20 protein-coding genes and 1 pseudogene are annotated in these 25,583 nt (G+C 50.2%); 10 read left to right on the forward strand and 11 right to left on the reverse strand.

What is annotated here, in order from left to right; genetic code table 11:
• Positions 1-281 (forward strand): annotated as a pseudogene (locus AC2215_RS25625) (IS200/IS605 family accessory protein TnpB-related protein); the annotation flags it as partial.
• A 224-nt stretch (positions 282-505) separates the two neighbouring features.
• On the opposite strand, the gene AC2215_RS25630 reads toward AC2215_RS25625, so the two are convergent.
• From AC2215_RS25630 to AC2215_RS25640, 3 genes are all read right to left on the reverse strand, one after another.
• A complete protein-coding gene (locus tag AC2215_RS25630; protein ID WP_486812868.1) occupies positions 506-841 on the reverse strand; it encodes a DUF4342 domain-containing protein in 336 nt (111 codons plus the stop codon).
• Positions 842-913: 72 nt separating this feature from the next.
• Complete coding sequence (locus tag AC2215_RS25635) at positions 914-2,305, reverse strand: gluconeogenesis factor YvcK family protein (RefSeq protein WP_486812869.1); 1,392 nt, start codon at positions 2,303-2,305, stop codon at positions 914-916.
• 114 nt (positions 2,306-2,419) lie between these two features.
• Positions 2,420-5,614: an ABC transporter transmembrane domain-containing protein gene (locus AC2215_RS25640; protein ID WP_486812870.1), complete on the reverse strand. Its 3,195-nt coding sequence runs from the start codon at positions 5,612-5,614 to the stop codon at positions 2,420-2,422.
• 555 nt (positions 5,615-6,169) lie between these two features.
• Between AC2215_RS25640 and AC2215_RS25645 the strand changes: the two genes are divergently transcribed.
• The 6 genes from AC2215_RS25645 to AC2215_RS25670 all read left to right on the forward strand — a co-directional run bounded on the left by AC2215_RS25645 (position 6,170) and on the right by AC2215_RS25670 (position 12,084).
• Positions 6,170-6,301, forward strand: coding sequence for a hypothetical protein (locus AC2215_RS25645; RefSeq protein WP_486812871.1), 132 nt, complete (start codon positions 6,170-6,172; stop codon positions 6,299-6,301).
• Between the two features lie 87 nt (positions 6,302-6,388).
• Positions 6,389-6,700: a hypothetical protein gene (locus AC2215_RS25650; protein WP_486812872.1), complete on the forward strand. Its 312-nt coding sequence runs from the start codon at positions 6,389-6,391 to the stop codon at positions 6,698-6,700.
• A 535-nt stretch (positions 6,701-7,235) separates the two neighbouring features.
• Positions 7,236-8,720: a hypothetical protein gene (locus tag AC2215_RS25655; protein ID WP_486812873.1), complete on the forward strand. Its 1,485-nt coding sequence runs from the start codon at positions 7,236-7,238 to the stop codon at positions 8,718-8,720.
• A gap of 689 nt (positions 8,721-9,409) precedes the next feature.
• Entirely contained in the window at positions 9,410-10,153 is a 744-nt protein-coding gene (locus tag AC2215_RS25660; RefSeq protein ID WP_486812874.1) for a peptidylprolyl isomerase, read from the forward strand.
• Between the two features lie 190 nt (positions 10,154-10,343).
• Positions 10,344-11,252, forward strand: coding sequence for an MvdC/MvdD family ATP grasp protein (locus AC2215_RS25665; protein WP_486812875.1), 909 nt, complete (start codon positions 10,344-10,346; stop codon positions 11,250-11,252).
• A 55-nt stretch (positions 11,253-11,307) separates the two neighbouring features.
• Positions 11,308-12,084: a class II aldolase/adducin family protein gene (locus AC2215_RS25670; RefSeq protein ID WP_486812876.1), complete on the forward strand. Its 777-nt coding sequence runs from the start codon at positions 11,308-11,310 to the stop codon at positions 12,082-12,084.
• Positions 12,085-12,299: 215 nt separating this feature from the next.
• Here the strand turns inward: AC2215_RS25670 and AC2215_RS25675 are convergent, their stop codons facing one another.
• The 5 genes from AC2215_RS25675 to AC2215_RS25695 all read right to left on the reverse strand — a co-directional run bounded on the left by AC2215_RS25675 (position 12,300) and on the right by AC2215_RS25695 (position 17,312).
• Positions 12,300-12,983, reverse strand: coding sequence for a type 1 glutamine amidotransferase domain-containing protein (locus tag AC2215_RS25675; protein ID WP_486812877.1), 684 nt, complete (start codon positions 12,981-12,983; stop codon positions 12,300-12,302).
• 415 nt (positions 12,984-13,398) lie between these two features.
• Positions 13,399-13,947: a YbhB/YbcL family Raf kinase inhibitor-like protein gene (locus tag AC2215_RS25680; protein ID WP_486812878.1), complete on the reverse strand. Its 549-nt coding sequence runs from the start codon at positions 13,945-13,947 to the stop codon at positions 13,399-13,401.
• Between the two features lie 196 nt (positions 13,948-14,143).
• Positions 14,144-14,992, reverse strand: a complete 849-nt coding sequence (locus AC2215_RS25685) for a helix-turn-helix transcriptional regulator (RefSeq protein ID WP_486812879.1) — start codon at positions 14,990-14,992, stop codon at positions 14,144-14,146.
• A gap of 253 nt (positions 14,993-15,245) precedes the next feature.
• Positions 15,246-16,703, reverse strand: coding sequence for a S10 family peptidase (locus tag AC2215_RS25690; RefSeq protein WP_486812880.1), 1,458 nt, complete (start codon positions 16,701-16,703; stop codon positions 15,246-15,248).
• 177 nt (positions 16,704-16,880) lie between these two features.
• Complete coding sequence (locus AC2215_RS25695) at positions 16,881-17,312, reverse strand: NUDIX domain-containing protein (RefSeq protein ID WP_486812881.1); 432 nt, start codon at positions 17,310-17,312, stop codon at positions 16,881-16,883.
• Between the two features lie 440 nt (positions 17,313-17,752).
• On the opposite strand from AC2215_RS25695, the gene malQ reads away from it, so the two are divergent.
• Entirely contained in the window at positions 17,753-19,279 is a 1,527-nt protein-coding gene (gene malQ, locus AC2215_RS25700) for a 4-alpha-glucanotransferase (RefSeq protein WP_486812882.1), read from the forward strand.
• Between the two features lie 241 nt (positions 19,280-19,520).
• Positions 19,521-20,789, forward strand: coding sequence for a tetratricopeptide repeat protein (locus AC2215_RS25705; protein ID WP_486812883.1), 1,269 nt, complete (start codon positions 19,521-19,523; stop codon positions 20,787-20,789).
• Positions 20,790-20,993: 204 nt separating this feature from the next.
• On the opposite strand, the gene AC2215_RS25710 is transcribed toward AC2215_RS25705, so the two are convergent.
• Together AC2215_RS25710 and AC2215_RS25715 are read right to left on the reverse strand one after the other, a co-directional pair.
• Positions 20,994-21,728 (reverse strand): glycoside hydrolase family 24 protein, encoded by a 735-nt coding sequence (locus AC2215_RS25710; protein WP_486812884.1) that lies wholly within the window; start codon positions 21,726-21,728, stop codon positions 20,994-20,996.
• Between the two features lie 211 nt (positions 21,729-21,939).
• On the reverse strand, positions 21,940-22,599 hold the full coding sequence (locus AC2215_RS25715; protein WP_486812885.1) for an SDR family oxidoreductase: 660 nt from the start codon (positions 22,597-22,599) through the stop codon (positions 21,940-21,942).
• A gap of 318 nt (positions 22,600-22,917) precedes the next feature.
• On the opposite strand from AC2215_RS25715, the gene AC2215_RS25720 reads away from it, so the two are divergent.
• Entirely contained in the window at positions 22,918-23,625 is a 708-nt protein-coding gene (locus tag AC2215_RS25720) for a DUF1997 domain-containing protein (RefSeq protein ID WP_486812886.1), read from the forward strand.
• A gap of 38 nt (positions 23,626-23,663) precedes the next feature.
• Here the strand turns inward: AC2215_RS25720 and AC2215_RS25725 are convergent, their stop codons facing one another.
• Entirely contained in the window at positions 23,664-24,842 is a 1,179-nt protein-coding gene (locus AC2215_RS25725; protein ID WP_486812887.1) for an O-antigen ligase domain-containing protein, read from the reverse strand.
• Between the last annotated feature and the right edge of the window lie 741 nt (positions 24,843-25,583).

Below are 25,583 nucleotides of genomic sequence, written 5' to 3' on the forward strand. Positions count from 1 at the left end.
ACTTTCTACCTCGGCACGGTGAAAAACCCAGCCAGTGGAAGCCATCGGGAAAGCGAGTACAGCGGGGTTTGTATCGAGCTTCTAGCGGTCAAATGGTGAATGCTGACTGCAACGGGGCAGCCAACATCCTCCGAAAAGTAAGCACACAGCTAGGCATTACCCTAGCCAAGGTGTCTACGGGAGCATTGAACCTCCCGCAGCGCTATAGCGTGTTCACTAACCTGACACGATTGTATCGCGGGGTGGCTCCAGCATCACAAAGCGTGTGCTGGAGCCACTAACCCAGAATCCACGGTCTTTTAAGCCGTGGAGAGTTCAAGAGAGAGAAAGCGAGTGACAAACCCACTTCCTCCCATCCAAGTTAAAAATGTGCGACGGTCGATCGCCGGTATTAATTTCTCGATCGCTTGCAACAGCCTAGAGCGTAGCGGTGCGGGGGCGATCGGGGGTAGAGGTTCTAGACCCCCCTGTCAGTCAGTCACTGGGGGACTGAATCGGTCGTGACTCACTCGACTTTCTCAATGACGATCGTCAGCCGGGCCACCAACGCGCCAATGGCCCCGATCGCAGCCAGGAATGGAGCGATCGCCACGGCTAAGGCACCGCCAACGAGTCCGGCCGTGAGGGGAATTTCTACGAGGGTGCTTCCCGCTTCGTTTTTGAGGATAATTCGTCGGATATTACCTTGATGGATGAGTTCTTTAATTTTGCTAAGTAACGTATCTCCGCTCACTTGAAACTCCTCGACGCGGACTTTGTGGGGGGTTTGAACTTCCGGATCGATGGGGGGAGTATCAGAGGCGGAAATCGGTTCTTGGGGGAAATTAATCGGTTCGCTCATGGGTTGACGTGTTCTACGTATTGCTACTGAGGTCGATACCTCTATGATAAATTCAAATATCGAACCCGACCGTTACGGGTTTCCCACCCGAGGTAGCGCGGTCGATCGCTTATCTTCCCGCACGCGACCGTACCATCGCAGCAACACCCGACCCAACCGCCCGGAATTATGGCGCACGCTGCCGGTCACTTCATCTTCGGCCATGATATCGGCCCGCACCACCTGCCTCCCTAACTTTTCGATGGCATCGCGATCCAAATCGACGGGGTGGCACTGTTGTTGGGCGTAGCGAATCAACGCCCTTGCCGAGGGGCTATTTTTCTGCACCAAAACCGCATCGAACAGCCGTTTGTTCCCGCAAGCGCGATCGATCGCCCGAATATGGTCGGAGACCGCATAGCCGTCGGTTTCCCCCCGCTCCGTCATGATATTGCAGGCGTAGATTTTCGGCACTCGCACCCGATCGATGGCTTCGGCAATTTCGGGAACCAGCAGGTTGGGAATCACGCTCGTATAGAGGCTACCGGGTCCGATAATAATCAGATCCGCTTCCCGAATCGCTTCGAGTGCCTTGGGTAATGCTGGTGGATTCGCCGGAATGCAACCGATGCGGGCAATTTTCCCCCGTGCCTTGGTAATGCTCGACTCTCCTTCGATGCGGCGACCATCTTCGAGTTCCGCCCACAGATTCACATCCGACAGCGTTGCCGGCAGCACTTGACCGCGAATGGCCAAAACGCTCGAACACGCAGCGATCGCCTGTTCCAAGTCTCCCGTCACCTCGCTCATCGCCGTCAGAAACAGGTTGCCAAAACTGTGACCGCTCAACCCATCCCCCGCCTGAAAGCGATACTGAAACAATTCCGTCAGTAGCTTTTCCTCGCTCGCCAGGGCCGCAATGCAGTTGCGAATATCTCCAGGGGGCAGCACCCCAATTTCTCTGCGCAACCGTCCCGAAGACCCGCCATCATCGGCGACAGTGACGATCGCCGTAATATTCGAGCTATAGGCTTTCAACCCCCGCAGCAGCGTCGAGAGACCCGTTCCCCCCCCAACCGCGACAATTTTCGGACCGCGATTGAGTCGCCGTTTGGTGAGCAGCACATCCACCAATTCTTCGTTCCCCCCCGGTTGCAAAGCCGATTTAATCGACCCCAACGTACGAGTTTGTCCGAGAAAGACCAACAGAATGCCCCCAAAGAGCGCCAACGGTCCGCTGATATAACTCGGAACCATGCTGGTAATCTGCCTCAAAAAGTGGGTGAGGAACTTGATGAGGTTGTGAACGGGGGTTTGATTGGTCCAAATGGCAAGACCGAGACTGGTTAAAACTACACCGCCCGCACTCATCAGCAGCCAGCGCTTGACCAACAATCCAGGGGCAAGCCATTTAAACCACTGACTGATTCGATAGGGGGTGCGGGTACGAGATTGGCGCTTGAGAAGCTGAAGATACTGTTTCATATTGCCCAGGATACACCTTCTTTTGATAAAGGCGAGGAGATGGGACGCTCCGGACGGGGTGAGCAAGAGACAACCCCTTCGCCCGAAACGATTTGACCCCAAACTGATGCCTCCTTACAAATCCAGTTGCTGCTGGGCGAGGTGGTAATAGAGTCCTTCTTGGGCCATGAGCGCTTCGTGATTGCCCTGTTCCACTAATAATCCTCGATCGAGGACTAAAATCAGATCGGCGTTGCGTACCGTTGAGAGGCGGTGGGCGATGATGAAGGTCGTGCGATCGCGACTGATACGCTCCAGGTTTTGCTGGAATCGCCGTTCCGACTCCGTATCCAAAGAACTGGTGGCCTCGTCGAGGACTAAAATTCGCGGTTCTCCCAACAGTGCCCGAGCGATCGAAATCCGCTGCTGCTGACCCCCCGACAAAGACGAACCGCGTTCCCCAACTTTGGTATTGTAGCCCAGGGGCATATCTTGGATAAAAGCGTGGGCTTCGGCGAGTTTTGCCGCTTCGATGACTCGATCGAGAGACACGTCATCGGTATACAAGGTAATGTTTTCGGCGATCGTCCCGGAGAAGAGATAGCAATCCTGAGGAACCACCCCTAACTGCGATCGCAGCGACTGAGGCGAAACATGCTGCAAATCGTGACCGTCCACGGTAATTCGCCCGTTGGTAGGATGGTACAACCCCTGCAGCAACTTCACCAAGGTGGTTTTCCCCGAACCGCTGCGGCCGACGATAGCAATGGTTTGACCCGGTCGCGCCTCGAAGGAAATATTTTGCAGGGTATTGCGGTCTTCATCTTCCGAATAGCGGAACGTCACTTTCTCGAACCGCACGTCTCCCCGCAGCCGAGGCAATACCAACAAGCGATTTCCGGGGACTTCTTCCGGTTCCGTGGCAAACACGTCGTTGAGGCGTTCTACGGAAATCCAAACTTCTTGCAACTCGTCCCACAAATGCGTCAGGGCCATCACCGGACTGAGAACCTTGCCTTTCATCATGTTGAAAGCGACGAACTGACCGATGGTCAAATCCCCGTTAATCACCAAACTCGCGCCGTACCACAGCAGGGCGATTCCCCCGAGGGAGTTAATCAAACCGCTGATAATCTCCAAGCTAATCCCCAATTTTTGCCCCTTAAACCGGACGTTGAGTTGGTGGGTGAACAAATCCTCCCAGCGCCAGCGCAACTCCCGTTCGGCAGCGGCGGCTTTCACCGTCGGTACCCCAGTGAGCATTTCCACCATCGCCGAGTTTTGGTCGGCGGCGGCGTTGAACCGTTCCCGCGATAGTTTGCGCAGGAAGGGTGTGGCTACTAGGGTGAAAATCACCATCGGCGGAATCAGCGCCAGCACCAACAAGGTTAAGCGAGCGTTGTAATAGAGCATCAATCCCAAGTAGATGATGCCGGTGACGAAATTCAACCACGCCAGCAGTACTTGGGAAATCAGGAATCGCTGAATCTTTTGGTTCTCGGAAACCCGCGTGGTGATATCCCCCACCCGTCGGGATTCAAAGAATTTCAGGGGAAGGGAGAGGGCGTGGCTGATGAAACCGGTGACCAGCGTCAGGCTGAGTCGGTTGGAGAGGTAGGCCAGCAGATATTTGCGCACCCCCGACATGGCCATATTTCCCAAACCAAAGAGCAACGCCCCCAAACAAAATACGGTGAGAGCGTTTTGGCTTTTCTGGACGACGACCTGGTCGAGAATAATCTGGGTGAAGAGGGGATTCACCAAGGCAAACAGCTGCAACAGAATCGAGACGGCGATAATTTGCAAGCCCAAATTGCGATAGGGCCAGAGGGCGACGGCGAACTTCCCCAGGGAACGCTGCTCGGTTTCGGCGGCTTTGAGGCGATCGGTGGGGTCGAGCAGTAGGGCGTATCCGCTCCAATTTTCGAGCATTTCTTTGCGCGATACCCATTGCTTCCCCTTCGCCGGATCGGCCACCAGAACCCGGCGACTGGTCACTTTATAAATGACGACATAGTGAATGCCCTGCCAGTGGGCGACCCAGGGATTGCTTCCCTCGGCGAGTTTGCTGAGGCTGGCGCGAACGGGTCGGGCTTGAAACCCGAGGTTTTCGGCGGCTTTAGCCAGACCTTTGAGGGATGCTCCCGATCGCCCCACCCCAGCCAGTTCGCGGATGAAATTGATGCTGAAGCGCTTTCCCCAATACTGCCCGATGGCCGCCAAGCAAGCCGCCCCGCAATCGGAGGAACTTTGCTGTTGGACGAAGGGATATCGCGCCAGCAAATCCATGACCCGACGACCGATGGGTTTGGGAAAGACGATCGGGGCTTTTTCTTTGGCTTTCTGGGTTTTCTGGGCGGTTTGGGCGTTATCTTCCGAGGCGGCTGGGGCGGGGGCAACTGCGGCGGCGAGGCGGCGGCGCGGGACTTTGGGGGGAGAATGCCCGTTTTTGGCAGCTTGGGTATCGCTTTCGGGGGTTCCGGTCAAAATGGGGGCGATCGCTTTGACCTCTTCCCAAGCCTCCACGGGCAGGTGGTAAATCCAGACATCGGTGCGGGCCACCCAGCCGTTGGGAATGCTCTGGGGATAGCCCCAGCCGACCCCGGCGGTATTGGGGGCTTTGGGTTCGTCGGCTTCGACGTTGGCGTCTTCTCCCACTTCGCATTCGATGCGTCCTCCCCGCAACCAGAACCGACCGGATTCTGAAGGGGTGGCAGCCGCTAAGGGAGTGCCGGCATCGAGACGGGCTTCAGCGAGGTAGGGTAAGAGTTGCTCGATTTGGTGGGCCGGCAGCGATCGGGCTTCGGTGAGGGTTTTGAAGAAGAGCTGGCACTGTCGCCGTCGAATGTCGTCCTGGAGGTGGGTTTGCAAGCTCGGGAGGCGCCCTAACCAGGGTTGCAGTTTGCTATAGGAGATGCGGGCCACTCGGACATCGCTCGCCGCCACGGCACGATAGGGCACGATCGGAGATCCGCCATCGAGAACGGCAAACCACTCATCACCCCCGCACCAATCTTCGACCTCCAGAACCTTGGCTGAGACGTCTCGCTGCCGCTGGGAATCGAAACCGAGCAATCGCACCCGTCCCTGACAGATGACGTAGGCCGCGCTATCTGTGGGGTCTTCTGAGGGTCGCTCTGCCTCAGATATTGAGGGTAGCTGGAGTTCGTCTCCGAGTTGGAGGGGTTGAATTTCAAAGTCGGCGGCAAAGTCGGCGGCTGCATTGGTATCGGCCCCGATTCGATCGAATAAATTTAGGAGGATGGGAAATACCGGCGAGGTTTGTCGCTCTTGTCGAAGAGAAAGTTTGGCTGTGGTATCTTTACTCATCGTTAAAGTCTTTTTTAAATCGTGGTTTCCGAAGGCGGGCCACGTTTGCTATAGGGCGCGATCGCGATTTCCCAAGAAGATGCGTCCCGAGATTTTCTCCAACCCGCTCAAACAACAATCTGTGTCGGGATTTCGGTTCGGTTTTAGATCGGTCGGGGCGGGTACGGGAATTCACATGCACCATCAGGTCTCTCAAAACTCAATCGATATGACCCGCCTTGACGTTTCCAATGCGCGATCGGACTCCTCTCAAACTCTCTCAACCTTAAATGGCGATGGATGGCGATAATTGCCAAAATGGCAATCTCTCTGCCAAATTGGCAACTTTGCCGATCTGGGGTTCGGTATAGTGCTCCCACATCCTTCAGATCGGGTTGCAGGCGATCGGATGTTTGAAGTGACCAAACTTCTCAAAAATTCAAAACGAAAGTTTCCGCGCACTTACCTCGCGATCGCGAACAAGGCTCATCAGGTGGTGCGTGTTTTTTTGATGCTTAGCGACCCTCGTAATCCGATTATTATATATATATATAAAGTGCGACCCTCCACGATCTAATGTTCTTTATTCCTGCCAATCCGTTGACTCCAGCCCTCGAAACTCTAGAACTACCAAGCATGAAAAATACTCTTTCTCTATTCCCGAAAAAAGAAATTAAAGAAAATGCCAAAATGGCAACATCAACCTAAAAATCATCGCTATATTTAATTCATGAGCGGCAGGGAAACAAAACAACTGCCAATCACAAACACAAGATCCCTAAAAGGAGCAAACCAATGATTATTTCCGATCTCAACCACCTCGAAATCGTTTCCGAAGAAACCAAAGTTGTTGGAGCGGGCTGGAGCGGCACATTTGCCAACATCGACTTCGACAAAGATGTGAACATCGATTTCGATTCCGACGTGGATGTTGACATCGACGTAGACAGCGATGTCAACGCTGATGGTGTTTCCTTAAACGCAGAAGCTAGCTTCACCATCGCTGGAAGCTACGAAAATGCGACGGGTAACGCAGAAGCCGGTGTCTTCGCAGAAGATGGATTCTTCTCTGGCTTTGCCGCTGCTACCATCGGTATTGACACCTAATAGTTAAAGTTTCGCTATCGGAATCATTGAATCACTCGATATCCAAAATGATTCCGATAGGCTGACCGATCTAGATCGATTAGAATTATCCATAAATCGCAGAAAGTTGAATCAATCGGATTGCTTTCTGCGATTTCCCTTTTTAATTTTTAGGCTCGTCCTATTTTCTTGTTGTTATATTTTGGGAAAAACAGTTAAAATAAACGACAGACTTTTCAAGTTATTGAGTTTTAAAACAAGATTGAACATAGACTTTCGTGTTTATTTTAGATTTTTTTAGATAGATAGCAAATTCTTGATAGGTAATTTTTTAGATCTATACAGTATATATAAGTCGTTTATTTTTTGATTTTAACTAAAAGTCGATTGCCCCTATTTTGAAATCGCGAATCAACTCATGGCAAACAAATCGGCGTGTACTTAACTCGATCGCAAGCCTATATTAAATCACATCCACTCAAAAATAGTATTCAGCAAGAGTATTGAGAAATCTGTTTTTAGGAATGATTAAATACATCAGAAAAGGTACAGTATCATGCCCGAATCCAGTCAGTCCATTTCCGGCTCTGCGAGTGCTAGCATTACCATCAACAATAGCGGTGCGACCGCACAAAGTAGTGCCACCGTAACCGATGACAGTACCGGGGAAGTTCTCAGCAATAGCAGCGAAAGTACTTTTGTGCCCGGTGAAACCTCCGCCAGTGCCGGCGCGTCGGCAAGTTTTTCCTCGGAGAATGGAGCGCTTTCCAACGCCACGGTCAGCGTTCCTGCAGACCCCGCTATGAATCGGGTCGGGGACTTGATGCTGGAGTTTGAGGGCAATTTTGAAAACTTTGACAGTATTGGCGGCAACGGTAGCTATGAAGCTGGAAGCCAACCTCCCATTCCAAATGACGGTAGCGGCAATACTCCAAATTCAACCACTCCCCCCGTTCCCCCAACGCCACCGGGAGGAGAAACCTCAAATTCGACCACAGAAGAGACCCCTCCACCTGGCACCAGTAGCGGCAGTGCGGAAGCCAACGCCACCATCGACGAAACCGGGTCTCAAAGCAGCAGCAACGCCAGCGCTACATCCCCCACGGAAGAAACCAGCAATAGCTACAATGAAGCTTCAACACCCGGTGGCAACTCCGCTGAGGCTGGTGCCAGTACGAGCGTTTCTGGGGACGCTTCTCCCATCACGAGTGCAACGGCCGAGACCTCCGATACCGATATCTCCAATACCGATACATCTAACGCGATATCTAACTCAGATACGATGCCAGAGGTTCTACCTCCGGTACTTGTCGTCAATAGCGTTTTCATCGGGGATAGCGGAGATAATTCCATCGCTGGAACCTCGGGAAACGACCAACTGATGGGAGATGGCGGTGACGACATTATCCTCGGGGACCATGGCGCAGATGGACTATACGGCGGCGACGGTAATGACAACCTCTATGGCAATCAGAATCACGACCTGCTCGATGGGGGAAATGGCGACGACCTTCTATACGGCGGTCGCGGAAATGACGTTCTCCTCGGGGGTAGCGGAGACGACGGGATATTTGGCAACCTCGGTGACGACTACCTCAATGGCAATCAGGGAAACGATCTTCTCGATGGGGGGGATGGCAACGACACGGTGCGGGGGGGTCGGGGAAATGATGTTCTCCTCGGGGGTAGTGGAGACGATTTACTCGTGGGTGACATGGAGGCAGACACCCTAACGGGGGGGTTAGGTGCAGATACCTTCGTCTTGAGAACGGATGCCGGCTCAGAGGATATTTTGGGGGCGGATATCATTACCGATTTTAATACCGTCCAGGGCGATCGCATCGGCATTATCGGCGAAATTTCCAATCTGGTTCTCGAGACCTTCGATACTAATGGCGATGGGATTCTCGATACCGTCGTGCGGATGCAGTTTGCGTCCCAAACCATTGTCCTCGGCAGCGTTCTGGGTTCTGTAGAAACGGGACCGAGCATCTTAACCCTGGAAAATTTTACAACGATTTCCGAGTCAACATTGGAATGAGTTCGATCGTGCCATCTGCAACTGAACGATCCACAACCTGACAAAGCGGGGAAACTGGGGTTGAGGGAAGAGGAAAGGGGAAAGAGTGTCTGCTCCGTCACCACGTGGCTTGGCGCAAAGTTGCACCGAAGCGTTCTTATTCTTTAAAATTGCGAAATATTGAGAAACTTTTATAAATTTTAATTTTAGATAGTTATAGCCATATTTATAGCTATTTTTGCACCGGGTGAGGTACACCCAAATTCCATATTTTATTCCCCATTCTCCGATCGAGTATTTCCTCAACCCAGAAACGCTGTACCTCATGAGTGCGAGAACCGCTATAAATCGATAACGCTCGCGTTTTATTTTAATGAGTTTGAAAGATAAAGTTTAGATTGTAAATCTTTATTCTAATTCAATCAAATCTTGCTAGCTAGCCATTCAACTAAACACCAAACTTGGTATAATTATAGAAATAAAAAATATCCCCAAGAGCTAGACATTTTAAAGAGCGTCGTCATCCACCAATGTCTATAATTTTAAAATAAAACATAAAATGTTTGTAGAGAACATTTTATCCGTCGATATTTTGAAATTTTAGACAATACAAAACGATTCATGTCATTCTATCCCGGTTGGGAGCGAGCGCTTGGTGAAAGCTAAGCTCTTAAATAAACCCTCAAGAAGAAAAACAGATCGACATGGTAATGACAACCGATATTCTCTCAACCACGATCGAACCCGAAGATATTATTCTGTCGTTAAAAAAAGAAACAAAACTCAAAGGAATTTACAACAAAATACTGTACAAAAGAATTATCGGACGAGCCGCCCAAGAACGAGGTCTGAGCGTTTCGGATGAAGACGTTCAAGTTGAGGCCGATCGCATCCGCCGAGAAAATCGATTGGAACGCGCGGAGGATACGTTGGCGTGGCTGGCGGATTTGATGGTAACCGTGGAGGATTGGGAAGCGGGAATTCGCGAGTGGTTGTTGGAGAAAAAATTAGCCGAGCATTTATTTGCCGCTGAAACCCAAAAATACTTCGCTCAAAATAAACTCGATTACGATCGCATTTTGCTTTACCAAATTATCGTTCCCTACGATCGTCTCGCCCGAGAACTGTTCTACCAAATCGAAGAGCAAGAAATTAGCTTTTATCACGCCGCTCATTTATACGATCTCGATGCCCAGCGGAGAAATCGATGTGGCTATGAAGGGGAGGTAGAACGATGGAGTCTCAAACCAACAGTTGCCGCTGCAGTTTTTGGGGCAAATCTTGGCGAAATTATCGGACCGCTACAAACCGAAGAAGGCTATCATCTCTTCCTCGTAGAAGAGTTTATTCCAGCCGAAATGACATCCTTTCATCAAGGGAAAATTCAACATCGAATGTTTAAGGAGTGGCTCGATAGCGAGTTACATTACTTGCTGCATAACAGCGAGAGTTAAGGGTAGATCGCCCGTCATATCAAGTTCGGTTAAATACTTATAATTCACCGTGAAAGGAGCAGGGGAAGCAGGCAATCGCGGTGGGAGATAATTCGATCGGAGATTCAGCGTTTGTGCCCAATTATAAAGAATTATCCGAACTCGATCTCACTTCCCGATCGCCATTTAAACGCTACAAATTGAACTCCGAATGAACGTTTTAATTTTGGGAAATGCTGAAGATGCTCATGCCAGACACCTGAAACGGGCCTTAACCGAAGCGGGGGTGAGAGTGGAGTATTTAGATACGAATCGGTTTCCCACTCAGTTGCGCCTATCTTGGCAGCCGGAAACGGGGGCTGGATACCTCACATTGCCCGATGGCAGTTCGTTTTCCCTGCAAGACATTCACAGCGTATTTTGGCGGACGTTTACCGGGGTGGGGATTCCAGAAATGCCAGATGCCGCCGGACATCGGATTGCCTTTAACGATGCCATGAGTACGGTGCGATCGCTCCTGCAAGCCATACCCGCCCGCTGGATTAACGCCTGGGAAGCCTACCAGTTCCACAAAGAAAAACCCCTGCAACTGCACGCCGTCAGCCAATTGGGTGTCAAAATCCCCGCCACCCTAATCGGCAACGATCCCGAGCAAGTCACAACTTTTGCCAACATTCACCATCCAACAATCTTCAAACCCGTCTACGGCGGCGCCCACACCCAATTCGTGAGCGATCGACATCTAGAACCCACGCGGCTCAAAGAAGCGCTGAGTCTGTCTCCAGTGACGATACAAGCTTATATTCCCGGTACCAATATTCGCAGCTACGCGATCTCCGATGAGGTGTATAGTGCCGAAATTCGCAGCGAATCCCTCGATTTTCGCGAAGACCCCCAAGCCCAACTCATTCCCTTCGAACTCCCAGAAACCGTCCGACAGCAATGCCTTGCCATTGCCCGGAGGTTGAAGCTCGCCTGGACGGCGATCGATTGGCGGCGAACTCAAGAAGGGGAATACATTTTTTTAGAGGCGAATCCAAGTCCGATGTTCCTCCATTTCGAGGAAAAAACGGGGTTTCCCATTACTCAACAGTTGGTGAAACTTTTAACTGAAGCGTAAAGAACCTTAGTTTGGGGTAAAACTATGGAACGGCAGCAAAATTTAGGAAACAATCATGGCAGTTTTCGATAAAACACGACCCATTTTCCAACCCCCCAAATTTTCATCTTTGGCGCAAGAACGTCAACATCGCCGAGAACGTTTAGCGGCAGCTTTTCGCCTCTTCGCCCGGTTTGGATTCGATTGTGGCTTGGCCGGACATATTACCGTTCGCGATCCAGAAGACCCGGATTGTTTCTGGGTGAATCCGTTAGCGGTTCATTTCAGCTCGATTCGAGCCGGCGACCTGATTATGGTCGATCGTCACGGCGAGATTATTGAAGGAAAAAAAAGCATTAATCAGGCAGCCTTTGCGATTCATTCTCAAATTCACGCCGCTCGTCCGGACGTCGTCGCCATCGCTCACGCTCATTCCATCTATGGCAGAACCTGGTCGAGTTTGGGTCGTCTTCTCGACCCCATTAGTCAAGATGCCTGTGCGTTTTATGAGGACCACAGTATTTTTGATGACTATACGGGAGTCGTTTTGGATACTGAAGAAGGCCAAAAAATTGCTCGCGTCCTCTCCAGCCACAAAGCGGTAATTTTACGCAATCACGGACTGCTGACAGTCGGTCACTCCGTCGATGAAGCCGTTTGGTGGTTTATTACCATGGAGTCTTGCTGTCAGTCACAGCTGATGGCAGAGTCCGTTGGCAAGCCGATTTCGATCGATCCAAACACCGCTCGTTTAACTCATAGCCAAGTTGGCAGCCAGGAGTTAGGTTGGTTGAGTTTTCAACCGTTGTATCAGACGATTGTCGAAGAAGAACCCGACTGCTTGGAGATGTAGGGGACTGGGGCAAGGGTATCGGGAGTATACCAAAGTCGCACAGATATGGCATTTCTCGAATCGATGAGGTACGGAAGATCCCCCTAAATCCACGGCAGTGGTTCTACTTGGGGAAACCCCTCTGGCGACGCTGCCTCCCCTTAAAAAGGGGGACTTGAGAACGGTTATTGAATCATTGCTCGACTGAATAGATATCCAAAAAATCGATACTTTGCTCAATCTGATTTCAGTTGTGCCAAAACCGCTTCGGCAACCGCCACCGAAGACGCCGGATTCTGACCGGTAATCAGATGACCCTCAACGGCAATGTGGGGTTGCCAGTCATCAGCTTTGGTATACTTGCCACCATTGGCTGCGAGCATTTCTTCCACCAGAAACGGCACCACATCCGTCAGTCCCACCGCCGCTTCCTCACTATTGGAAAAACCCGTCACCGACTTCCCAGCAACTAGGGAAGAACCTTCGGCGGTTTTGGTGTGGCGGAAGACTCCGGGGGCGTGACACACGGCAGCAACGGGCTTTCCGGCAGCATACGTGGCTTCAATTAGGGCGATCGAATCTTTATCTTCCGCTAAATCCCATAACGGACCGTGACCGCCGGGGTAAAATATGGCATCGTAGTCGGCGGGGGAGACCTGCGAGAGGGGTAACGTATTGGCTAAAGCTGCTTGCGCGTCGGTATCGGTGTCGAACCGCTTCGTGGCATCGGTTTGGTAGTCGGGTTCGTTGCTTTTGGGGTCGAGTGGGGGTTGTCCCCCAACGGGCGAGGCGAGGGTAATATCTGCCCCAGCGTCTTTAAAAATGAAGTAGGGGGCGGCAAATTCTTCCAACCAAAAACCAGTTTTGTTTCCCGTTTCTCCGAGGCGATCGTGTGAGGTTAAAACAATTAAGATTTTCATGAAAGTTCCCCGACAGATATTCTCAAACTCTGGATGAGTAATTATCTCTATTTTAGAATACTGTCGGGGTGTAACCGTTCACTCCCCCGCCATTGGAAGCCTCGGGATGGAGGTAAACAGACTCAACAGAAATCTCAAAAATTCTTGAGGAGGTAGTGGTCAGGTTAGGAGTCATACTCGCAAAAGAGCAACTTACCACCGTCACAGATCGCTAGACTCAACAAAGCCGACCTCGAACAAATGGGAGAAGGCTATTTTCGGTCTGATAAGCCAGGATGCTTGGTGGAAGTGGCAAAGAACTTGCATTCTCTAGCAGTAGAACAGCAAGAATTGCTAGAGCTGACCTCAAAAACCAGTTCTCGTCCCCCCTCATCAGACAATCCATCATGTTACAGATACTTATAAAATATTATGATTATCGATAATAAATAGCTGTGATGCTTGCACTGTCGAGCATATTAGAACGGAGCATAAAACCGACAAGTGCATTGCTTGGGTTTTCAGGCAGTTCAAGGCGTTCTGTGTCTAGTGCATATACTGTAAAGACATAACGATGCACTTCACCAGGAGGAGGACAAGCTCCTCCAAATCCAATTGTGCCGTAGTCATTTCGGATTTCAATCGCTTCTTTAGGTAGGTTCGTATTAGTACTGGCATTCTCTAAAACAGAGCTTATAGAGGCGGGGATATTAACAACATTCCAGTGCCACCAGCCCGATCCAGTTGGTGCATCTGGATCGTATAAAGTAATTGCATAGCTTTTTGTTCCTTCTGGTGCGCCAGTCCATGACAATTGCGGAGACTGGTTTCCACCTTCGCATCCAAAACCCTGAAAAACTTGGGAGTTGCTCAACTTTTCCCCTTCAGAGACTGTTGTGCTGGTCAACTCAAACTCCTGTGCCAATGCAGGTGACGCGATAGATATAGCGAGTAAGAAGCCAATAGCAATAAAATTACGAAGCATTTTCAAGATCCTTTCTAGCTTGAATATTAGGCGTTGCTGAATCAAGGTAATAGATAAAAAGGAATTCGCAACGAACAGTCACATTCTGTAATTCATACCTCAAATCAGCAGCCCCGAACATTATTTACATGACTGAGTCTATCAAGAATCGTTTCATTCAACTTCCAGCCATCGAGCAAGAACTATCGAAAAACGCTCAATCTTCAACTTTGCGTATCTGACTGGGCTTGATTCCAAATCTCTTCCTGAACGAATCAGAGAAGTGGGATGGTGTTTTAAAACCACAATTAATTGCAATTTCAGAAATTGGAATATCTGTTGACTGCAAAAGACTTAGCCCATGCTCAAGTCTGGTGTTCTGCAATATTTTTGAAAAACTTTGCCCAGATTTTGCTAACCAACGTCTCATTGTTGACTCACTGATGGCAAAATATTCAGCTACTTCATTAGACCGCCAAGAATGACTTAAATCTGTTTCGATAAGTCTTCTGAGCTTGCTTAGTGGTTTCTCTTCCTCATCAGTTGAGAGATGAATTCCGTGATAGTTCAACCAAATTAAAGGTTCTAACAAACGATGTTGTTTGATCGGCTCTGGTAATTTTGCGTCGTTCAGCGTGGCTTGAATAGTGTTCAAGACTTGAAGAGACTGCTCTGCACATCCCTTCACAATCTGAATCCCAACTGGCTCAATATTTGATTTTTCGTTGGAGAACACTGTTTTTATCATCTGTTTGGGGAAACAAACGCCAATAGCCCGATAATCTTCATTAAGCACCGTGCGGTTTTCCAGCGTCACCATAGATCCAGGAGGAAATATCATCACATCATCCGTCTGCCCGATCAGTTCTCCATTTATCGGACATATCACCCTTTTACTTCCAACCTGAATAAAAAACAAAAATGTGTATTGAAAATAAAGATCCGTAAAAGTCGCTGTCGTTGCCTGAGAAATTGACAGCATGGAAACATCTACATATTTTTCAATCTCTGACTTATTAATTTTTTTATGAATCGGTCTATATTTTTTACAGGCTTTATATACCATAAAATGACTAGTAAATCAGCTTAGTTTATCACTCCTTTTTTTACAACTCAAGTTAGTTTTTCCCTCGATGCTAATTCTTCAATTGAATATACAGTCAAATTAATCAATCTAAACTCCAGATCGTGAGAAAAGAATCCTGCGAGCGTCAAAAAACTCATATCACACCTCGATCGAAGACTCACAACGATAAAAGAGCATCTGGGACTCAACTCGAAAAACTACCGCTCCTACACATTTATCCCCAATCCTTCAATCACCCCAAAAACCGATCGAGATCTTCCTTAAACGCTGCCAAAGACTCCACATCCAAATAAAACATATGCCCGGCTTCATACATTGAAACTTGCACATTTTGTCGCAGTTCCGGGTCGATATTCATGTGGGAAATCATGTACTCCGTCGCAAAGTGAGGAGTGGCTAGGTCGTAATAGCCTTGGGCAACGAACACCTTCAGATACGGATTTTTTGCCATTGCCCCCCGCAACACTTCACCAGTGGTCGGCAGTGCCCCTTTCTCCCACTCCCAACCCTCATTAATCTTCCAGCTAATCACCTCGTAAGTGAGGTCGGTTTCTATTCCCAATTGAGCGCGAACGTATCGATCGAATGTGGCGGTGTAGGGGGGGATGATGGCCACCATCGAGGGATCGAACTCCGGTCGTTCGGTGACGGTGAAGGGTTCGATGCCCTTAAACCGAGAATCGAGTCGTCCGACACTGCGGCGGCGATCGCGCAGCAATTCCTTACAAAAGCGATCGATCTGGATGCGAAGATTGGAACCGAGGACGAAATCGAGACTTAACCCCGTGTAACGGGCTAGCTGTTCGGCAATACCACGGCGTTCGGCTTCATCAAGGCGATCGCCCTTCATCAAGGCGACAGCTAATTCACTTTCGGCCCAAGCTTCCACTTCGGTCATCACATCCGGTAACGGACGTTGCTGCAACTCGTCCTCTAGCTTTTGGTGGTACCAAGCGGTGGCCGTATAAGTGGGAACGAACAAGACAAAGGGCAAATCGTCCCCCGTGGCAAAAAAGATCGGTCGCAAATCCAGTGCGGTTGAGATGAGGATAATGCCGTTGAAAGCAATCCCCTTTTCCACCAAATCGCCCGCCAAACCTGCAACTCGGGTGGTTCCGTAACTCTCTCCCGCCAAATAGAGGGGGGAACAGGTGCGTTGGTAGCGACTCAGATATAGCCGAATAAAGTCGCCAACCGATCGAATATCCCCCTCAAAACTCCAGTATTTTTTATCCGCCGTTTCATCGATCGCCCGACTGTAACCGGTTCCCACCGGATCGACGAACACCAAATCCGTGCGATCGAGCCAAGTATACTCGTTATGTTCTAGGCGATAGGGCGGTGGCGGCATCCAACCCTCTCGTTCCATACAAACGCGCTGGGGTCCGAGCGCCCCCATATGCAACCACACCGAGGAAGAACCGGGGCCGCCATTAAAGACAAAAGTGAGAGGGCGATCGGCCTTGTTGTCGCTCTCATCTAAGACGTAAGCGGTAAAGAAAATCTCCGCTTGAGTTTCACCGAATTCATCTTTGAGGGGAAGAACTCCCGCACGAGCGGTATATTTGTAACTTCTGTCAGCGAGAATTAGCTCGTGATGCGTTTCGACGGGTTCGAGTCCTAGGAGTTGGCGCTTCTTATCCTTCTCTTCGGGCTTATTTGGGTTTTCCTTAGATTCGTTCTGACTCATGGCAAGGGGATGGGAGATGGGGGGAGCTTACAAGTGTATATTTTTTAGATTCTCACCTCACAAAAAGACGATGGGTAAGGGCGGATTGACGATAACTGGGGAACCTACTCATGCAATCGCCGCCATTACCCACCCTACATGAGCTACTTAGATTCGTTTTGACTCATAGTCTCTTGGTTAGCCCAGTCTAGGGCGAATGCCGTAATTTCGATAGTTGAAATAATCCTTCAAAATGCGATCGTGGTCGAAACACAGATTGCTAGGAATTGCCCAAGGGTCGAAGATTTGCAGGTTTTTAGCATCATCTCCCGCTTGGGGTTCGCCGGTGGCAGTGGCGATGAAAGCCAGGGCGATCGTATGCTGGCGTTTATCGCGAGCGGGATCGGAATACACCAATAACTGTTCTACCAACTCCACCACTAACCCCGTTTCTTCTTGGGCTTCGCGCACGGCTGCCGTTTCCACCGATTCGCCATAATCGACGAATCCCCCCGGAATTGCCCAGCCATAGGGTGGATTGAGCCGTTCGATCAGGACGATCGGACGATGAGGGCGATCGACCAATTCGATGATGATATCAACAGTCGGAGCGGGATTGCGAAAAGTCATAGGCTTTGTGGGAGATGCTTCAGACGAAGTGAGGGCGATCGGGAGGACAAGGAAGAGGTAGAGATCGTGTTTTGTTGTCAATTGTTAATTGTCAATTGTCCGTTGCATCCCGCTCGTTCGCTTAAAAAACTTTGAAGAAACCCAGGGAGAGGGTGAAATTCCCATGCTAGAGTCTATAACAATTACTAGCATCTCGCACGTCCGAACGACTGGGTTGGGGATAGGGATCGCTTCATCTAGCTCGACTCGCGTGCATCGACCCCAATATCCCGGCGACGGAAAAAAAGTCAATGGTTCGCCCGACCCTCGCTCCCACTCGATTCAGATAGCCCAGACTGCACGTTCGAGACCTGACGATCGCGACCTCTCGATAGACCGACCGCCTCGATCGTTACGCCCGATCGTTTCTCAATAGATACCTCATTATTTTCAGATAAATTATGGCCTTCCCCAGATCCAGCGGCATCTTACTTCACCCCACCTCATTCCCCAGTCCCTTCGGTATCGGCGATTTGGGCCCGGAAGCCTATCGATTCGTCGATTTCTTGGTCGATAGCGGTCAACAAATTTGGCAAATTCTTCCCCTCGGTCCCACCGGATACGGCAACTCTCCCTACATGTGCTACTCGGCGATGGCGGGAAATCCCCTGCTGATTAGCTTGGAGAAGTTGATAGAAGAGGAGTTGCTCGCGGATTGGGATGTCGCCGACGTGCCCGATTTTCCCCTCGACAGCGTCGATTTCGATCGCGTCCGAGACTACAAAATGGCCAAGCTGCGGATTGCCTTCAATAATTTCAAAACCCAGGCAAAACCCAAACGACAGAAACTGTTCGAGAAATTTTGCGATCGCGCCGTCTATTGGCTCGAAGACTACACTCTCTTCATGGCTCTCAAAACCTCGGCTTTTCAGGGGGAAAGCTGGAACAATTGGCCGGCCGACATTGCCAAACGCAAACCCCACGCCATTACCAAATGGAAGCAAGAACTCGCCTCCGAAATCGAATTCCACAAGTTCCTCCAGTTCGAGTTTTTCCGTCAGTGGCTGGCCCTCAAACGCTATACCAACGAACTCAACATTCAAATTCTCGGAGATATTCCCATCTACGTCGCCCACGATAGCGCTGACGTGTGGGCGCATCCGGAAATTTTCTCCCTGGATGAAAAAACCGGCGCGCCGAAAATGATGGCAGGGGTTCCCCCAGATTACTTCAGCGCCACGGGGCAGCTTTGGGGCAACCCGGTATACAACTGGGAGCAATTAGAGAAAGATGATTTTGGCTGGTGGTTGCAGCGCTTCCACGCCATCCTCGATATGGTGGATTTAATTCGCATCGACCATTTCCGGGGATTTGAATCTTACTGGGCAGTTCCAGGAGATGAAGACACGGCTATGAACGGTAAATGGGTGGAAGCACCGGGAGAGGCTTTCTTCCATCGACTGAATCGAGAGTTGGGCAAGTTACCGATTATCGCTGAAGATTTGGGAATTATTACCCCGGAAGTGGAGGCACTGCGGGATAAATTCGGGTTCCCCGGCATGAAGATTTTACAGTTTTCCTTCGATTCTGGTCCCGGCAATCCCTATTTGCCCTACAACTACCATTCCCAAAACTTCGTGGTCTACACCGGAACCCACGATAACAATACCACCGTCGGCTGGTTTGAAGCGCGATCGCCCGACCAGCAGCAGTGGGTTTGGGATTTTCTCGGTTGTAGTACCGGTCATGGCATTCACTGGGATTTGATTCGCCTGGCCATGAGTAGTAATGCCAACCAGGCGATTTTTCCCTTCCAAGATTTGTTGGGGTTGGGGGCAAACGCCCGGATGAACGAACCCAGCGAAGCTGAGGGGAATTGGGGTTGGCGCTATCGTCAGGATTCCCTGGTGCAGGAATTTGGAGACCGGCTGCGGTGGTTGACGGGGGTGTACGGCCGCTTTCCCCAAAAGCAAGAGTCATCGTCGTAATCCGCAAGATCTCCGAGGGTTGCCGATCGCGGCGAAGCATTTGAGAAATCAGTTCGAGGTTCAACTCATGTTTTCTCATCTCAATGCTTCGCCCTATTTGTTGGGTGATGCGACCAACTTTCGATGGAAAAGTGCATAAGTTCTCCATCGCCAGAAATACGTAAGGGTAAGCGATCGCGCTTTCACCTCATCTATGGGTAACTCAGGCAGAGCGATCGCCGATCTCTATCCATAAAACGTAATGTTTGTCAACTTCTCCAAGCCCTCCCTTGTCCTTCTCGGTCTGAGCGCTTCCCTATTCTTGGGCACTTCCTCTACTCAAGCCGCAGCGGTAAAGTCTTCAGTTTCTCAAACCCTCGCTCTATCCCAAACCGTCCAAGACCGACAAGTGGAAGCCGATCGCCTTGTCGCCAGAGGGGTGCTGCAAGCGCAGACCGGTCAATTACAAGCTGCGATCGAGTCCTGGGAGCGCGCGCTCACTCTCTATCGAGAAGCGGGTAATGTGGTAGGAGAAGCCAACGTTCTGGGCAATTTGGGCAATGCCTACCATTCCCTGGGACAGTACGAACGAGCCATCGATATTTACCAACAATCGATCGCCAGTTTCCAGGAAATTGGCGATTTGGAGAAACAAGCGGGCGCTCTCAACAATTTAGGGACGGTTTATAATATCCTGGGGCAGTACGAACGGGCCATTGAGTTTCTCGAAGAATCGATCGCCATCAAGCAAGAAATCGGCGATTTAGTTGGAGAAGCCAAATCTCTCTACAATTTAGGAAATGCCCACAATGCCCTCGAACAATACGAACGAGCCATTGAAATGTACCAACAATCGATCGCCATGGCGCGCGAAATCGGCGATCTAGAGATGGAAGGCAACTCTCTCTATAATTTGGGCTATGCTTACCATTCACTCCGGCAATACGAACGCACGATCGAATTTTACGATGAAGCGTTGGTTCTCTTCAGAAAAACCGAAGATCTGGTTGGAGAAGCCAAAACCCTGGGGAATTTGGGGAATATTTACAATCATCTCGAGCAATACGAACGGGCGATCGATTTCCACCAACAATCGTTAGCCATCGCGCGGGAAGTCAAAGATCGCAAGGTGGAAGGTAATGCCCTCTACAATCTAGGTAACGCTTATTATGCTCTCGGACAATACCAAAAAGCGATCGAAGTTTACGATCGAGCTTCAGTGGTTTTCCGAAACATTGGCGATGGAGTAGGAGAAGCGAGTTCTCTTCATCACTGGGGTCTTACTTACGCAATCCTCGAACAATACCAAGAAGCGATCGAACTGTACCATCGCTCTTTAGCTATCTCGCGGGAGATCGACCATTTGGGCATGCAAGTCACAATCCTGATGAATTTAGCGCTGGCTTCTGCCAATATCGGCGACAAACCCCAAACTGTTGAGTCTCTACAACAAGTCCTCACTCTCGCGCGAGAAACGAACGATGCGCAATTAGAACAGACGGCACGAGAGTTTTTGGCACAGGTTCAATAGGGTTCGGTGTGGGATGTAGAGTCAATCGCACTGTTCGCATCGTGCTGATGAAAACTGCCTACCGAGTGGGGAAGAGCGTTGCCACTGGCCCATTGTCGAATGGCACTGACATAAGCACAAATCGGTGGCTAAAATCCTTGCCGTTCCGTACTCACTCAGTAGCAACTCAGTCTTAATTGGGTGCCATTCGCCCATTGTCAATTCTCAATTGTCAATTGCCTCCCCTGCCGTTAGGCTCTCCAACTCTTCAGCAAGCATCCGTTCGTAAATCTGGGGCAAACTTTGGGTCATGTCATTAGTTTCGATGCCGTACCCCAAACTCGTCCAAGTTCCCGAGAGCAATCGCAACACCCGATCCAAGTGACCCTGACGGAGCAAGGCGGCAATATCTTCCCCCCAAGCCAGGCGATCGTTCAACCAGTCGTGCACCACTTTATCCTGATACTCCGGCTCGAAGTGATAGGTATCCCACAACCAAAATCCCTCAGCTTTGGGATGATAGAGTTCGGACTTTTCGTTCCAAGTGGTGGTGAGCATCTGATAGCGTCCGGCTGCCGTGGAACAATTGCCCGTGTTCGGTCCGACCGGAATGCGGATGCAGCGATCGGGATGGCGGCTGAGGTCTTCGATATACTCACCGCCGTACAAGACGTGGTAGGGTCGACTCACGTTGGACTCTGCCGCTGAAATCATCCGCATCAAAGCCCGGATGTGGGGATCGCCCCCACTCATAATGAGGGGAGGAAACGAGACCTCGGGGACGGGTTCGGGTTCGACAACGGCGACAAACGGACGATGGCTGACTCGATTGACCAGCACCGACAGGGCGATTGCCGTGGTCAACCCGCCAATCGATAACCGTCTGAAAACTTCTTTCGTCGCTCCCCTAACGGGAAACGATCGCCCCACCCGATAGCGAATAAAAACTTCTGGTTTCAAAACCCTTTCATCCCATTTCTTGAGATATCTGTTTGTGGGGAGGTCAGCCGCATTACCATCGGCACTGGACGATGTTCCAAGAATGCGGGTCGAACCGCTCGTTCTACCTTTCTGAGAGGTTGAAAATTATGAAGTTTTGGAGGGAGAGAACCCAGAGAGAACGACCCGATATCATGAATGCCAACCTCCTCGATTCCGATCGAGACCGAGCTTAGGAGACACTGGCAAACAGTGCGTCGAAGTCGAAATCCGGGGCATCGTCCCGAGCGACGATCTCCACAATTTTATTGCGAGAGCTGGGTTCGTTGAGGGCTTCAACACAAACCTGCGCCACCTTTTGCCGGGGAATGCTGCCATCAAACAAGGTATCAGCACCTTGCATGACGATCTTGTCAGTATTATCTTCGTTTTTGAGACCTCCGGGACGAACGATGGTATACGTTAAGCCGCTACCGATCAGATAGTCTTCGGCTTGCTTCTTCCACACCAAAATCAGCCAAAACAGATTGAGGGGGTGGAAGAATTGGGAAACGCACAGGGAAGAGACGAGGACGAAATGCTCGATACCCTTTTCCTTGGCAACGTTGGCCAGATTTTTGGTTCCCTCTAAATCTACCTGGTAGGGTCCGGTGGGAGCGAAGCTGGGTCTGGCTCCCGTGGCACAGAGGAGAACCGTACTATCCCCGAGAGCCGATTGCAAACTCGACGGTTGCAGCACGTCCCCCAAAACCAATTCGGCTTCCGATGGTAAGATGTTCCGGGCTGTTTCCAGATCTCGCACCATAGCGCGGACGGGAATATTTCGTTGAACTAACTCTTGCACGATCCGGCGACCCGTTTCGCCCGTTGCCCCTGCGACAAATGCTTTCATGATTGACTAAATTGTCCGATCGATAACCGAGACTTGAGGTTAAGTATTGTATTGCTTGTTTAATATTCTAATGCGCCTGCCGTCCGACCCGTTGTGCTAAATTCGGCACAGCAATCGGTTTGCAATCGGTGTATACCGATTGTTATCGATCGAAAATCTGCCTGTCATTGGAGATTTAAGGTCAAAAACGCGAAAAATCTTTAGAAAAAACACCGATGGGGTTCTTCCCCGTACCGGTTAACCTGGAGAGAGAAGTTGGCAACGTCTTCCATCTCTTGACTGTGAAGATCGCGATCGAGTTAGACTCAAACATCGGTTATGCAATCGTCATTTAACGAACAATCACCGCCCCATCACGCAAATCTGAACTCGATCGAATCCGAGAGTGCAGATACAGATCCCAAAAGCACTAGCGAACCATTTTGGTTCCGCAGCCAATTTGTCGGCGGAATGGAAATGTACGCCGATACCCAAACCGTTGCTGATTACCTCGACGTTCATCAAGGCTGGTTCTGTCGCTGTGCGGCACCGATGCAAGTCGATCCCCTCGGAGAAAACAGCTACGCCTTGATGCTAGGACGCTACGGCTCCATGGGACATTATATCGAAGCCAAAATCGGTCTGGAATTGCTGCCCCAACAAGAACGAGTTTATCGCATCGAGACCGTTCCCATCCCCGGGTATACACCCCCCGGTTACGAAGTCGATTTTCGAGCCGTCCAAATCCTCGTCGATGTTCCAGTGGAAGGGAATGAATCCCTCACGGTGACTCGGGTGGATTGGGAGTTAGATTTGGGTGTTGGGGTACATTTTCCCAAGTTTATTCGCGCCCTGCCGCCGAGTTTAATTCAAAACACGGGCGATCGCATGATTTGCGGCATCGTGAAAGAAGTGTCCCGCCGCTTGACTCGCAAAGTACAAGAGGACTTCCACGCCCAACAAGGAAACGAAGCCCTCCAACTCTATCGGAAAACCTATAAAAAGCGACCGAGTTTTTTCTGTCACCCGAAAGAAACCCAAGAGTAACTTCGGGAGGGGAAAAGGCTAAAATCTCAATCTCATCGTTATTTTGAGGTGAAATTTCGTCGGATGGTGCGAACGCGGGTCCTCGGCCGTTTTGCTTGTACTGCTGGCGGTCCCGTTCGCGCGGAACGAATTGCGGTCGGACGAAGGTTTTGAGGTGGATTGAGGGCAATTCCCGACAAACCTCCCGCAATCAGCGTGAAAACTGGGTTGTACATATTATTGAGTACGGAATCCAACATAAACAGCGCTAAAACCACAGCTTGTGCGGCAGCCGGTGCGACGAGTGGATTGAACCAAGTACTTGCTGGATAGCGAAACAAACAAAAACAAACCACCGGCAGCAACAACGAAGCCGTCAAAGAAGCCAACCCAACCACTCCGTTGACTCCAAAGGCGATAATCCACAAACTATCGGTCACGGTTGTATCTTCGAGTTCTCCAGCCCAGTTATATTCGTAAACGCGATTTCGTCCCCATCCTCCCCATCCAAACATCATTCTTTCCCGTGCGTGTTCTCCCAAAATTTCTTCGTTATTAAATCGAAATGCCAAAGATTGGGCGCGATCGGGATTTACAGTTTCCGAGACCCAAGCAACAACTTCATCTCCGGCAAACGTCCCAGTTGCTCCGGCATATAAATAGTAGGACAAACACACGATTACAAATAGGAGTAATAGAGACGTTCGCAACCACTTTGCCGAAAATAACGTGCCCACCCCGAGCAACATATAAAAGTAAGCACCCGTAGACCGGCACCAAATCATGACAAATAGAAACACCCAAACTAACCAATCCAAGGACATTCCCCAAATCTCCTTGAAGGTCTTTGCTTTCCACAACCAAACGGCGATCAATGCAACAGCCATCATCCACATTCCCACCATCAATCCATGTTGCATGAACACGTTCGGTCGATACCCTCCATACCGAATGGATTGACTGATACCGGAAGGATGGGCGAAATAACCGTAAACCATGCGATGCAGTTGAGGACTCATGCGACCTTCGTAAAGACACAAGGGAATGTAGAGCGCTCCACCTTTGAGAATCTCGCTAGCGAGCATTCGCATACCCGATAGATTTCCTAAATACAACCGACCGAGAAAGTAAGGTAATCCCCAGTTGGCAACTTGAGTCAAGGTTGCGTTCAATCCATCATATAGTCCCAACCCATTAGAAACAGATGACGCAAACGGACAAACGCACCAAATCAGCATGGGTATGTCGACCCATCCTGGTTTAAACGAATTCAAGCGTGGCGAATCATAAACTAAAATCGCTAAAAGAATGCCATAACACGTGGCGATCATTCCTCTATAGTCGGGAATCAGAGGCAGCGCGAATTGCGTGCGTTGGGGTAAAAAAAGCAAACCTCCAATAAAACTGACAATAACAGCTTTACGTGGGGGAAAAAGTACAAACAGGTAAAAAACGATCGGTAGCCAAGCTAGGAGAACGAGTTGTGCTTGAGGAGTCATGAACGAGTGGTACTTTTAGAGAGGAATAGAAGGAACAAGCGTCGTCGTGTAGAGAGGATATATCGCAACCGCCATCGCAATTAGGACACTTGTGAAGGTGGGCAGAAGGGGGCCGGGCAGCGGTTGGAGCCTTGGTTAAGCGACAGACGCAAGGGAACGCCGACCGAAAGGGGGAAAGGTTGCGGGTTAATTACACAATTGTTCGGTGTTGTCCTCACTGAAGTGGCGACTGCTATACCCTTTAGGGTAGCTCATAACTCACGGAAAGCCTGGGAAAAACACCCTATCCACAGCGATCCCTCCATCTAGGTCGCGCTCAAAAAATGATGAGCGGTCTGCTGGGGTTGATGGCGATGAGCACATCCTTGGGCGACCCTCCTCCCATCTCTAAACTCAGTATTTCTACGTAGTCTTTATTCAAAAACTAAAAACGGCGAACCAATTCTCCGTGACTCTTCCGAGGGTTTGAGCCGTTATTCA

Source organism: Zarconia sp. (assembly GCF_057467645.1).

Excerpts from the sequence above, each read along its gene's own strand:
- AC2215_RS25630 (WP_486812868.1), bottom strand. The coding sequence starts at position 841 with ATGAGCGAACCGATTAATTTCCCCCAAGAACCGATTTCCGCCTCTGAT.
- AC2215_RS25635 (WP_486812869.1), bottom strand. The coding sequence starts at position 2,305 with ATGAAACAGTATCTTCAGCTTCTCAAGCGCCAATCTCGTACCCGCACC.
- AC2215_RS25640 (WP_486812870.1), bottom strand. The coding sequence starts at position 5,614 with ATGAGTAAAGATACCACAGCCAAACTTTCTCTTCGACAAGAGCGACAA.
- AC2215_RS25645 (WP_486812871.1), top strand. The coding sequence starts at position 6,170 with ATGTTCTTTATTCCTGCCAATCCGTTGACTCCAGCCCTCGAAACTCTA.
- AC2215_RS25650 (WP_486812872.1), top strand. The coding sequence starts at position 6,389 with ATGATTATTTCCGATCTCAACCACCTCGAAATCGTTTCCGAAGAAACC.
- AC2215_RS25655 (WP_486812873.1), top strand. The coding sequence starts at position 7,236 with ATGCCCGAATCCAGTCAGTCCATTTCCGGCTCTGCGAGTGCTAGCATT.
- AC2215_RS25660 (WP_486812874.1), top strand. The coding sequence starts at position 9,410 with ATGACAACCGATATTCTCTCAACCACGATCGAACCCGAAGATATTATT.
- AC2215_RS25665 (WP_486812875.1), top strand. The coding sequence starts at position 10,344 with ATGAACGTTTTAATTTTGGGAAATGCTGAAGATGCTCATGCCAGACAC.
- AC2215_RS25670 (WP_486812876.1), top strand. The coding sequence starts at position 11,308 with ATGGCAGTTTTCGATAAAACACGACCCATTTTCCAACCCCCCAAATTT.
- AC2215_RS25675 (WP_486812877.1), bottom strand. The coding sequence starts at position 12,983 with ATGAAAATCTTAATTGTTTTAACCTCACACGATCGCCTCGGAGAAACG.
- AC2215_RS25680 (WP_486812878.1), bottom strand. The coding sequence starts at position 13,947 with ATGCTTCGTAATTTTATTGCTATTGGCTTCTTACTCGCTATATCTATC.
- AC2215_RS25685 (WP_486812879.1), bottom strand. The coding sequence starts at position 14,992 with ATGGTATATAAAGCCTGTAAAAAATATAGACCGATTCATAAAAAAATT.
- AC2215_RS25690 (WP_486812880.1), bottom strand. The coding sequence starts at position 16,703 with ATGAGTCAGAACGAATCTAAGGAAAACCCAAATAAGCCCGAAGAGAAG.
- AC2215_RS25695 (WP_486812881.1), bottom strand. The coding sequence starts at position 17,312 with ATGACTTTTCGCAATCCCGCTCCGACTGTTGATATCATCATCGAATTG.
- malQ (WP_486812882.1), top strand. The coding sequence starts at position 17,753 with ATGGCCTTCCCCAGATCCAGCGGCATCTTACTTCACCCCACCTCATTC.
- AC2215_RS25705 (WP_486812883.1), top strand. The coding sequence starts at position 19,521 with ATGTTTGTCAACTTCTCCAAGCCCTCCCTTGTCCTTCTCGGTCTGAGC.
- AC2215_RS25715 (WP_486812885.1), bottom strand. The coding sequence starts at position 22,599 with ATGAAAGCATTTGTCGCAGGGGCAACGGGCGAAACGGGTCGCCGGATC.
- AC2215_RS25720 (WP_486812886.1), top strand. The coding sequence starts at position 22,918 with ATGCAATCGTCATTTAACGAACAATCACCGCCCCATCACGCAAATCTG.
- AC2215_RS25725 (WP_486812887.1), bottom strand. The coding sequence starts at position 24,842 with ATGCTGATTTGGTGCGTTTGTCCGTTTGCGTCATCTGTTTCTAATGGG.